This is a genomic window from Pseudoalteromonas sp. 120-MNA-CIBAN-0494 (assembly GCF_040308885.1).
GTDB lineage: Bacteria > Pseudomonadota > Gammaproteobacteria > Enterobacterales > Alteromonadaceae > Pseudoalteromonas > Pseudoalteromonas nigrifaciens.
The window spans coordinates 120,520-132,426 of record NZ_JBEOOE010000004.1 but is presented as its reverse complement, the minus strand read 5'-3'; the positions used below and the strand labels follow the sequence as shown (position 1 = coordinate 132,426).

The window sequence follows — 11,907 nt, the reverse complement described above, 5'->3', positions numbered from 1 at the left end:
TTATTGTTATTAGCATGCTCAGAGTATATACGGATAATGAGGTATTCTGCAATTGGAGTCGATTCATCAAATGTTTAAGGTAATGCCTAATGGCGCAAATATTTAAAGCAACAAAAAAACCGCTAAAACAACAGTCTTTAGTGCTCGATATCACCGCCATGGATCACCATGGTCGCGGCATAGCTAAACATAATAATAAAGTGTGCTTTGTAAGTAATGCTTTGCCAAACGAGCAAGTAAAAGCCACCATTATCGCCGACAAAGCGCGTTATAGCGAAGCGCAAACGCATAAAGTATTACAGGCGAGTGAATATCGCGTAGCGCCGTTTTGTGAGCATTATAATCAATGTGGTGGTTGTCAGTTACAGCATTTAGATAGCAGCCAACAGGTAGTCGAAAAGCAAATAGCAGTGAGCAAATTATTTGAAAAGTTTGCCAAGCTTGATGAATTAAACTGGCAAGCACCCTTATTAAGTAAAGCCACTCATTACCGACGAAGTGCTCGTTTAGCGGTAATGTTTGATAAAAAAGCAAAAAAAATGCATGTAGGCTATAGAGCAAGTGGCTCTAAAAGTATTATTAGTATTAATGAGTGCCCAGTACTAAGTGAAGTATTTGCAAATGTATTTACTGTATTTGATAACTTAATTAATCAACACAAGGCATTGCACAGTGTATCTCACTTGCAATTGTGCCAAGGCGATGAGCAAAACTTTGTTATTATTCGCCACACAAAACCTATTTCAGAGAGTATAAAAGCATTGGTAGCACAAAGTGCCGCTGAGCAACAATGGCAATTAGTGTGGCAAAGCGAAAGTGAAGTGATTGAACACTCACATTTAGCCATGCCATTTTATGCACTTGAAGAGTTAGGGTTAAAGTTTGAATTTGGCTTAAATAACTTTATCCAAGTTAATGCTAGCGTTAATCAAGCAATGCTTAAACAAGCACAAAATTGGCTGGCACTAAAAGGCGACGAAAACGTATTAGATTTATTTTGTGGTATTGGTAACTTTTCACTAGTGCTGGCAAAACAAGCAAAAACAGTAATTGGTGTAGAAGGGGTTGCTTCAGCGGTTGCAATGGCAACGCAAAATGCGCACACTAACTCAATCACTAATGCTCAATTTAATTGCTTTGATTTAACAAATAAAATTGAAACGGCTTCGTGGTTTAATAAAAATTTAGATGTACTGGTATTAGACCCCTCACGTACTGGGGCAATAACGGTATTAGAACAACTTCCTTTAAAGCAGTTTAAAACTATTTTATACGTCTCATGCGACCCTGTTACTTTAGCCCGTGACAGCGCTATTATTTCGCAAGCAGGCTTTGAACTGCATAAAATTGGGCTAATGAATATGTTTCCGCACACCGGACATATTGAAACTATGGCGTTATTTCAACGGAGGTAAAGCGCATTATGGTAGCTACACGTCAATCACATCAACAGGATGAAACCGGGGATTTTGCTAGTCGCTTAAAGTTACTTGCTCTGTCGGCAGAAAAAGTAGAGCTGCTTAATAAAGCACAGGCACTTTGTTTAGCGTGCGACAATACCACCCGACAAAGCACAGCCATTGAAATGGTCGAAATTTTAGCCGAGCTTAATCTTGATGCAGACTCATTAGCTACTGCTTATTTAACGCCGTATTTTATAAATAACTTAGTCACCCTTGAAACTGTTGAAGAGCAGCTAGGTAGCAGTATTGCGGTATTGCTAAACGGGGTCGCACAAATGGCGACTATTAGCACTTTGGCGCATCAAGGAAAAGGCACGGTACAGGTTGATAATATTCGCCGTATGTTACTTGCTATGGTAGAGGATGTGCGCGCGGTTGTTATTAAGTTAGCAGAGCAAGTATGTCATTTACGCAATGTAAAAAATGCCGCAGAAGAAGAGCGCGTTATTGCCGCCAAAGAAACCGCCGACATTTTTGCACCACTGGCAAACCGCTTAGGTATAGGGCAATTAAAGTGGGAGCTTGAAGACTTATCGTTTAGGTATTTACACCCCAATATTTATAAAAACATTGCCAAACAGCTTGATGACAAACGCTTAGCGCGTGAAGCCTACATGGAAGACATGGTAGCGCAAGTTAAAAGGCGCTTAAGCGAGGCGGGCATAGAAGCTGAGGTTTACGGGCGACCAAAGCATATTTACAGCATTTATAAAAAAATGGCGCAAAAAAACTACGAGTTTGATCAACTGTTTGATATTCGTGCAATGCGTATTGTGGTGCAGCGCCTGCAAGATTGTTACGGCGCACTGGGCATAGTGCACACTAACTGGCGTCATTTGCATAAAGAGTTTGACGACTACGTAGCCACGCCAAAGCAAAATGGCTATCAGTCTATTCATACCGTGGTATTTGGCCCCGAAGGCAAAACGGTAGAGATTCAAATTCGCACCAGCGATATGCACCAAGATGCCGAGCTGGGTGTTGCTGCGCATTGGATGTATAAAGAAGGCGCATTGCCAGGGCGAGGCTCAGGTTATGAGCAAAAAATTAGCTGGCTGCGTAAATTATTACAATGGCAAGAAGAAGTGGTTGATGGCAGCGACCTAGCACAAGAGCTTAAAAACCAAGTGGTAGAAGACCGCGTATACGTATTTACCCCCCGCGGCGATATTTTTGATTTACCACTGGGAGCAACACCATTAGATTTTGCTTATTATATTCACTCTAATGTGGGGCATCGTTGTATTGGCGCTAAAGTATTTGGCAAAATTGTGCCATTTACCCATCAGTTAAGCACCGGCGATCAGGTAGAAATTCTTACCCAAAAACAGCCAAACCCCAGCCGCGATTGGTTAAATCCGTCATTAGGCTATATAAAATCATCGCGTGCTAGAGCAAAAATACACCATTGGTTTAAACAGCTCGATCGCGACAAAAATCTTAGTGCCGGTAAAGAAATACTCGATAACGAACTGCAAAAACTTGATTTAAATTATAGAGACTTAGCACCCGCTATTAAGCGTTTTAACTTTAAAGAGCTCGACGATTTAATGGTCGCCATTGGCGCAGGCGATATTCGCCTTAATCAAATGCTTAACTTTGTTACCGATCGCGCCGAAGACGAGCCGGTAATACGCTTTAAAACCCCAACAAAAGTAACCGGCGATAATAACGGTATTGTGGTTGACGGCGTAGGCAGTTTAATGAGTCATGTTGCTAAATGTTGTCGTCCGGTTCCGGGGGATGAAATTATTGGCTATATAACGCAAGGGCGCGGTATTGGTGTACATCGTGATGATTGCGACTCGTTTGATAATTTAAAAACTCAGCACCCAGAGCGGGTTATTTCAGTAAGCTGGTCAGACGATATTCATAACTCCTATGCGCTAAGTATTAGAATAGAAGCCAGCGATCGCTCAGGTTTAATTCGCGACATAAGTGTAGTGTTAGCCAACGAAAAAGTGAATGTGCTAAATATGAATGTAAATACCGTTGATGATAATCAAATTGCTATATTTACTATGCAAATAGAGGTACACGATCTGTCGGGTACTAATAGAGTGCTTTCTAAGTTACACCAAATTGAAGGTGTACACAGTGCAAAGCGAGGGCAATAAATATGGAAGATAACGCCGCGCTTGCGCAACTACTAAATATAATGAAAACGCTAAGAGATCCTGAGCTTGGTTGCCCCTGGGATCGTAAGCAAACTTTTAGCTCAATAGTGCCGCACACTATTGAGGAAGCGTTTGAAGTAGCCGATTGCATTGAATCGGGCAATTTAGGTGAGCTTAAAAATGAACTTGGCGATTTACTCTTTCAAATTGTGTTTTATGCTCAACTTGCAAATGAGCAAAAACTATTTGATTTTAACGATATAGTGACACAATTAAACGCTAAACTTACGCGCCGCCATCCTCATGTGTTCGACAAGCAAACAGCGCTAAGCGATGATGAGCTTGCAGCGCAGTGGCAAGCAATTAAGGCACAAGAGCGCAGCGCTAAAACTGCAAGCGCTACATCTTCGCTGTGGCAAGATATTCCCGTTAATATGCCAAGCTTAAGCAAAGCTAAAAAAATTCAGCAGCGGGTAGCAGCTCTTGGTTTTGATTGGCCAAGTTACCATGGTGCATTGGATAAAGTGAGCGAAGAAGTAGACGAAGTAAAAGAAGCACTCGCTCACAATCCGTATTCAGATCATAGTGCAGAAGAGCTGGGCGATTTACTGTTTGCTACAGTAAACGTTGCGCGCCATATAAAGCGCGACCCAGAGCAATTACTGCGCAGCGCCAGCGACAAGTTTTCAACTCGCTTTGAAAAAGTCCAAGCTTATTTAAATGCCCAAGGTAAATGTTTAGAGTCTGCCACGCTTGATGAGATGGATGCAGCATGGGATGAGATCAAAAAAGTCAAATAGTTTGTAGTAAAATTATGGCTGTTTTTTGTGCTTACAATTTCTAATTTTAGCTGGATTGATTGGCTATGCTTTGGTACAATTTCTCCCCGTCCTGTTTATATTCCAAAATCACTTGTTTGGGTATTATATTCCTTTTAATTCCTGATATTCTAGGGTTCGCATGAGTACAAAATTTATCTTCGTTACCGGCGGGGTTGTTTCTTCGTTGGGTAAAGGTATTGCAGCAGCATCATTGGCAGCTATTTTAGAGGCCCGTGGCTTAAATGTTACTATCTTAAAGCTGGATCCTTACATCAACGTTGATCCAGGCACAATGAGCCCAATTCAACATGGTGAAGTATACGTTACAGAAGACGGCGCAGAGACCGATCTAGACTTAGGTCACTATGAGCGCTTTATTCGCACCAAGATGACAAGTCGCAATAATTTTACACAAGGTCGTGTATACAAAGATGTATTACATCGTGAGCGACGTGGCGAGTACCTTGGAGCAACAATTCAGGTAATTCCACATATTACCAACGATATTAAGCAACGTGTTTATTCTGGCGCTGAAGGTTATGATATAGCACTTGTTGAAATTGGCGGTACAGTGGGTGACATAGAGTCACAACCATTTTTAGAAGCAATTCGTCAAATGGGTACAGAAATAGGCCGTGAGCGTGCGTTATTTATTCACTTAACGCTAGTACCATTTTTAGGCCCTGCAGGCGAAGTGAAAACTAAGCCAACGCAGCACTCGGTTAAAGAACTACGTTCAATTGGTATTCAACCAGATATTCTTATTTGTCGCTCAGATCGTAAGCTGCCAAGTAACGAACGTGCAAAAATTGCATTGTTTACCAACGTAGAAGAAAAAGCGGTTATATCACTACCAGATGTAGACAGTATTTATAAAATTCCTGCGCTATTAAAGTCGCAAGATTTAGATTACTTTGTATGTCGTCGTTTTCATTTAGATGTCCCTGAAGCTGACCTTGTTGAATGGGAACAAGTACTTTATCAAGAGTCTAACCCTACAGGTGAAGTAACTATTGGTATGGTAGGTAAATACATTGAATTACCAGATGCGTATAAATCTGTAAACGAAGCATTGAAACATGCCGGTCTGAAAAATCGTTTAACGGTAAATATTCAATACATTGACTCACAAGACTTAGAAACCAAAGGCGTTGATTCGTTAGCTCATCTAGATGCTATTTTAGTGCCTGGTGGTTTTGGTGGTCGTGGCGTTGAAGGTAAAATATTAGCGGCTAAATACGCGCGTGAAAACAAAGTGCCTTACTTAGGTATTTGTTTAGGTATGCAAGTGGCGTTAATTGAATACGCTCGTAACGTAGCCGGCCTTGTTGATGCAAACTCAACTGAATTTAACGCACAATCTGCAAGCCCTGTAGTTGGCTTAATTACCGAATGGCTAGATGCTGAAGGTAAAGTAGAGCAGCGTGATGAAAAATCAGACTTAGGTGGCACTATGCGTTTAGGCGCACAAAAATGTCATTTAACACCGGGTTCTAAAGTGCATGCAGTATACGGTAGCGATGAAATAGTAGAACGTCATCGTCATCGCTACGAAGTTAATAATAACTTTGTAGAGCAGCTAGAAAAAGCAGGTTTAAGCTTTACTGGTTTATCAGAAGATAAAAAACTAGTAGAAATTATTGAAAACAAAGATCACCCTTGGTTTATTGCAGCGCAATTCCACCCGGAATTCACTTCAACACCACGCGATGGTCACCCGCTATTTGAAGGGTTTGTAGCTGCGGCTCACATCCACCAAAAAGCGTCTTCGTAATATTAATAGGCCGTGCATATTGCACGGCTTATTTGTTTTAAATGCCAACCAAATTAGTTTAAATTAAGTTGGCAGTAATTCACCATTTTGGGAATATAGAGGAATCAAGATGTCAGTAATCGTAAAAGTAATTGGTCGCGAAATTATGGATTCGCGTGGTAACCCAACTGTTGAAGCTGATGTACATTTAGCTGATGGTTCATGGGGCCGTGCTGCGGCGCCGTCTGGCGCATCTACAGGGACTCGCGAAGCATTAGAATTACGCGATGGTGATAAATCTCGTTATTTAGGTAAAGGCGTATTAAAAGCCGTTGGTTTTATTAATAATGAAATCGCAACCGCTTTAGCAGGCCAAAATGCACTTGAGCAAAGCACTGTTGATCAAGTAATGCTAGATTTAGATGGTACCGAAAACAAAGAAAAACTAGGTGCTAACGCAATCTTAGCAGTATCGCTAGCAACGGCTAAAGCTGCTGCACAATCTAAAAAAGTTGAGCTTTATGAACATATCGCTGACTTAAACGGTACTCCGGGTGTTTACTCTATGCCATTGCCAATGATGAACATTATCAACGGCGGCGAACATGCAGATAACTCTGTAGATATTCAAGAGTTTATGATCCAACCTATTGGCGCTAAAAACTTCCGTGAAGCTCTACGCATGGGCGCAGAAATATTTCACAGCCTAGCTAAAGTACTAAAAGCAGACGGTCACTCAACAGCGGTAGGTGACGAAGGTGGTTTTGCACCAAACCTTGCATCTAACGAAGCGGCACTAGCTGCAATTAAAGTAGCTGTTGCAAATGCAGGCTACGAGCTAGGTAAAGACATTACATTAGCGCTTGATTGTGCTGCCTCTGAGTTTTACGACAAAGAAGCAAATATTTACAATCTTAAAGGTGAAGGCAAAAAGTTCACCTCTGAAGAATTTAACTTCTTCTTACAAGATTTAACTCAGCAGTACCCAATCGTGTCTATCGAAGATGGCCTTGATGAGTCTGACTGGGATGGCTTTGCACACCAAACTAAACTAATGGGTGATAAAATCCAATTAGTGGGTGACGATTTATTTGTAACCAATACTAAGATTTTAAAACGTGGTATCGACAACGGTATTGCTAACTCAATCTTAATTAAGTTTAACCAAATTGGTTCTTTAACTGAGACATTAGCTGCAATTAAAATGGCTAAAGATGCTGGTTTTACAGTTGTTATTTCTCATCGCTCAGGCGAAACTGAAGATTCAACCATTGCAGATTTAGCAGTAGGTACAGCCGCAGGTCAAATTAAAACTGGTTCATTAAGCCGCTCTGATCGTGTTGCTAAGTACAACCAATTGCTTCGTATTGAAGAGCAATTAGGCGCTAAAGCACCGTACAACGGTTTAAAAGAAGTTAAAGGTCAGTAATTCTTTAATTAGAATATGATGTTTAAGCTTATAAATCCTCACTTTGGTGGGGATTTTTTTTGCCTAGGTAAAAAAAGTAAAACAGTAACCAGAAAATCAGAAGTGAGATAACTGTCAGTAACAGTTTAAATACGATTTTTAGGTGGGGTTTTCTATCTCTCTTTTTAGTTTAAATATGTTAAAAGTAGTGTGAAAAGACTTTAAGTGAATATATGCACAAAGAGGTTATGAGGCGCTACGCTTTAGAGAAGCTAAAAAGACTAAATAATGTGTCTTGTCACTGCTCATTTACTCTCATTTTTTCTCTTTGTGCAAAAATTTTAAATGATTTACTCACAACGGAGTTTTTCAAGTTAGTTGTCGCCTCAAGTTTAATTTTATGCCGCCCTAATTTACTTCTATTTGTACAAATTAAAGTTGAAACTGCTGTTTTAAAATTTCGCCGGTAAAGCTGGTTTTTAAATAAAAGCCACGGGGCAGGGTTTTAATAATTTTACCATTAGGGCCAATAGCATCGGTTACTATTTTACTGTGCGCGGCTTTAGGGCGAATTTGAATTGCGTCACCTAAATGCCCCGATATTTCATCAATACGCCCTAGCGCAATAAGCTCCATTTGTTCTTCCCAATCGCGTTGCAGTAAAGCGTCTTGCTCAGGTGTGGGTTGCCATAAAAAGCCGCTGCCTATGATCCTATCAAACGGGGCTATGTCGCGCTCGCTGAGTATAGGCAACCAAAGTACATGGTTTAGTTTTTTACGCACGCTGCTTACGTGCCAGGTCATGCCAGTAACGTTAATGAGTGGGGTTACCGACACAAAGGTGGTTTCTAGCGGCTTGCCTTTATAAGAAATTGGCAATGTTTTTAGCTCTATGCCTAAATCTTCAAAATCGGGCAGTGGTTTTGAGCCAGCAGTTGCGCCTAATACATATTCAATTAATTGCCCCGTCCAGCCTTTTTCACGGAGTAAATCGTCAGGCGTTTTAAAGTTATACTCATTGGCTAATTGGCCAAGGGTAAGCCCAGCAATATTATTAACACGCTGCATTAAGTCATTAATTGAATGTGGTTTTATAGGTCGCATACTGTTTATTTAAGTTGAATAAATACCATCGCCATGATAGCAAATCAGTCCAGCCGTGGATATCTTTGCCTTTGAGTGTTTTTTGTGCACCTTGGGTTTGGTGCAATTTTACACACTTTAATAAACAGTTAAATAAATATAAGCCCATGAATTATAATGAAATTTAAAAATAAACTGTTCAGTTTTCATTAAGTGACACTAAGGTTGTTTGAATGAGTACACATATATAAACATGTTTATCCACAGAATCTGTGGAGAAATCCAGTTTTGCGATCTTATATTGTGGATTTGTTTGCTAAATGAGCGTGTTTTACAAAAGTTATGCACAAGCTGTGAGTAACCACAGTAAATATTCCAATATTGTTTGCCGTAAAGCAGGTAATGTGGAACAATCATTAAAAATCGACTTACAAATGAGGCACTAAGGTGATTGATGCCGAAGGTTTTCGTGCCAATGTCGGAATTGTAATTTGCAATAACCAAGGACAAGTGTTTTGGGCTAGACGTTATGGTCAACATTCTTGGCAATTTCCCCAAGGCGGTGTTGACGATGGTGAAACGCCAGAACAAACCATGTACCGCGAATTACACGAAGAAGTAGGCTTGCGACCAGAAGATGTAGAGATAGTCGCAAGTTCTAAACATTGGTTACGCTATAAGTTACCCAAACGATTAATACGCCGTGACTCAAGTCCGGTATGTATTGGGCAAAAACAAAAATGGTTTTTACTAAAACTACGCTGTAAAGATGAGGACGTAAATTTACTTAAAACCCATCATCCTGAATTTGATGATTGGCGCTGGGTAAGTTATTGGTATCCGGTAAGGCAGGTGGTGTCGTTTAAACGCGATGTTTATCGGCGTGTAATGAAAGAGTTTGCTCCTTTTGCTATGCCTTTTAATAAACGCGAACAGCAAAAAGATCATTGGCGAAATAAAAGGTAGTTAGTTTAGTAAATTAAAGGAGCAGGACATGCTGGCAACACTTAGGTCTATTGCAGAGTCGGTTTCGCAACAAGCGAATTTAGACAGTGCTTTAGCGTGCTTTGTGACAATGGTTAAAGAAGCCATGCAAACCCAGTGCTGCTCTATTTATTTTGCTGACTACAGCCAAGATAACTTTGTACTTATGGCCACCGAAGGGTTAAACCCCGATGCGGTGGGTAAGTTTAGAATTGGCTTTACCGAAGGCCTAGTAGGGCTGGTGGCACAGCGCGAGGAGGCAATTAATATTGCCTTTGCCAAATCTCATCCCCGCTTTAAGCTCTCCCCAGAAGTAAACGAAGAAGGCTATAACGCATTTTTGTCTGTGCCTGTGGTGCATCAAAAAAAAGTACTGGGCGTTATTGTAGTACAACAAAAAATGGCGCGTGTATTTAGCCAAGATGAAGAATCGTTTTTAATTACTTTGTCGGCGCAACTTGCCTCACAATTAGCGCATGCTGAAATAAAAGAAGTATTGCGTCAAGATGAGTCTTCTCATCAAACCTCGGTATTAAAAGGGGTGTCGAGTGCTCCGGGTATTAGTATTGGCCATGCATTTGTAGTTATTCCTAAAGTTAACTTTAAATCAATTGAGCTTGAAAAAGAAAGCGATGTAAATGAGCAACGACGCTTATTTACCCAAGCCGTAGCGGCAACCCGAAAAGAATTTAATACACTATCAATGACACTAAGTGATTCTATTCCGCATGAGGCTTTGGCTGTTTTTGATGTTTATCAGCAATTACTCGATGCTAAAAGCTTAGGTCATAACGTTGAGATGGAGTTGCAACAAGGTTGGTGTGCAAAAAGCGCCTTAAAAATAGTAATTGAGCGTTTAATCGCTCAGTTTAATGCCATGCAAGACCCATACATAAAAGAGCGCGCGGTTGATGTTAAAGACATTGGCCTGCGAGTGTTGCACCACCTTGTTAATACCGAATTCGCAATAAAAGATTATCCACCCAATACCATACTTATAGCGCATACACTTACTCCAGCCATGCTGGCTGAGGTGCCTAACGATCGCCTAGTGGGGGTGGTGAGCATAAATGGCTCGGCAAACAGTCATGCGTCAATATTAACCCGTGCTATGGGCGTGCCTGCTATTTGGGGCATCGAAGATATTCCATTACTGCAATTAAATAGTAAACCAATGATTTTGGATGCGTTTTCGGGGCGGTTATATATTTCCCCATCGCAAATGCTAATTGATGAATACACAGAATTACAACACCAAGACAACTTACTTAATAATCGTTTTTTAGCCGAGCAAAACTTTACAGCGGTCACCCTTGATGGTGAACACATAAGTTTACTACTCAATGCGGGGCTGGAGTTAAACACGCAGCAAAACAGTGCCCATATTTGTGACGGCGTTGGCTTGTACCGCACCGAAGCCTGGTTTATGCAAAAAGGGCAGTTTCCATCGCAATCAGAGCAAGAAACCTGGTACCGAGAAGTGCTTAATAGTTATTACCCTAATCCGGTAGTAATGCGAACGTTGGATATTGGTGGCGATAAAGTTCTCGATTATTTTAATATTACCGAAGAAAATCCCTTTTTAGGTTGGCGCGGTATTCGCATTAGTTTAGATCACCCTGAGCTATTTTTAGATCAGCTCAAAGCCATGCTTAAAGCAAATATAGGCTTAGGTAATTTAAAAATAATGCTGCCGATGATAAGTGGTACAGAAGAAGTAGACGAATCATTAGCTCTTTTTGAGCAAGCGTATTTTGAGCTTAACGAGCAATACCCAGAGCAAACAATTGAACGACCCGATATAGGTATTATGCTTGAAGTACCGTCGAGTGTATTTATGCTGGCAGACTGGTCTAAAAAAGTCGATTTTTGCTCAGTGGGCAGTAACGATTTAACGCAATACCTGCTCGCTGTAGACAGATCAAACGCGCGGGTTGCAGAACTGTTTAACCCGTATCACCCTGCAGTGCTCAGAGTGTTAAATAATGTGGCTCGTGAGTGCCAGCAATACGAGCTACCGTTTAGTTTATGCGGCGAGCTTGGCGGCGATCCTGAAGGCGCAATATTACTTATTGCCATGGGGTATCGTCGTTTAAGTATGAACTTATCATCATTAAATAAAGTTAAATGGGTGCTTAGGCGCTTACATGTCAGCGAAATGGAAGCATTACTTAAAGAGTGCTTAGCGCAATCGTCGGCTAAGCAAGTATTACGTTTAACTCGCAGCTTTATGATAGAGCATGAATTAGGCAACTTATTTTACACCCCAAAATAAATT

At 40.8% G+C, this 11,907-nt stretch carries 8 protein-coding genes; 7 read left to right on the top strand and 1 reads right to left on the bottom strand.

Annotated features, from left to right (window positions below; genetic code table 11):
• Positions 1 to 89: 89 nt before the first annotated feature.
• The 5 genes from rlmD to eno all read left to right on the top strand — a co-directional run bounded on the left by rlmD (position 90) and on the right by eno (position 7,583).
• Complete coding sequence (rlmD, locus tag AAEY55_RS05035) at positions 90 to 1,415, top strand: 23S rRNA (uracil(1939)-C(5))-methyltransferase RlmD (protein ID WP_350550343.1); 1,326 nt, start codon at positions 90 to 92, stop codon at positions 1,413 to 1,415.
• A gap of 8 nt (positions 1,416 to 1,423) precedes the next feature.
• The gene (gene relA / locus AAEY55_RS05030) at positions 1,424 to 3,580 is read left to right on the top strand and encodes a GTP diphosphokinase (protein ID WP_350550340.1); all 2,157 of its coding nucleotides are present in this window, start codon (positions 1,424 to 1,426) and stop codon (positions 3,578 to 3,580) included.
• Between the two features lie 2 nt (positions 3,581 to 3,582).
• Positions 3,583 to 4,380, top strand: a complete 798-nt coding sequence (mazG, locus tag AAEY55_RS05025; protein WP_350550337.1) for a nucleoside triphosphate pyrophosphohydrolase — start codon at positions 3,583 to 3,585, stop codon at positions 4,378 to 4,380.
• A gap of 160 nt (positions 4,381 to 4,540) precedes the next feature.
• Complete coding sequence (locus tag AAEY55_RS05020; RefSeq protein WP_011327437.1) at positions 4,541 to 6,175, top strand: CTP synthase; 1,635 nt, start codon at positions 4,541 to 4,543, stop codon at positions 6,173 to 6,175.
• Positions 6,176 to 6,284: 109 nt separating this feature from the next.
• The gene (gene eno, locus AAEY55_RS05015; RefSeq protein ID WP_058372749.1) at positions 6,285 to 7,583 is read left to right on the top strand and encodes a phosphopyruvate hydratase; all 1,299 of its coding nucleotides are present in this window, start codon (positions 6,285 to 6,287) and stop codon (positions 7,581 to 7,583) included.
• A gap of 411 nt (positions 7,584 to 7,994) precedes the next feature.
• Here eno and mutH read toward each other — a convergent pair whose 3' ends face one another.
• Positions 7,995 to 8,666: a DNA mismatch repair endonuclease MutH gene (gene mutH / locus AAEY55_RS05010; protein WP_089367851.1), complete on the bottom strand. Its 672-nt coding sequence runs from the start codon at positions 8,664 to 8,666 to the stop codon at positions 7,995 to 7,997.
• Between the two features lie 426 nt (positions 8,667 to 9,092).
• On the opposite strand from mutH, the gene rppH reads away from it, so the two are divergent.
• Complete coding sequence (rppH, locus tag AAEY55_RS05005; RefSeq protein ID WP_008111786.1) at positions 9,093 to 9,611, top strand: RNA pyrophosphohydrolase; 519 nt, start codon at positions 9,093 to 9,095, stop codon at positions 9,609 to 9,611.
• Positions 9,612 to 9,639: 28 nt separating this feature from the next.
• Positions 9,640 to 11,904: a phosphoenolpyruvate--protein phosphotransferase gene (ptsP, locus tag AAEY55_RS05000; protein ID WP_089367852.1), complete on the top strand. Its 2,265-nt coding sequence runs from the start codon at positions 9,640 to 9,642 to the stop codon at positions 11,902 to 11,904.
• Positions 11,905 to 11,907 lie beyond the last annotated feature (3 nt).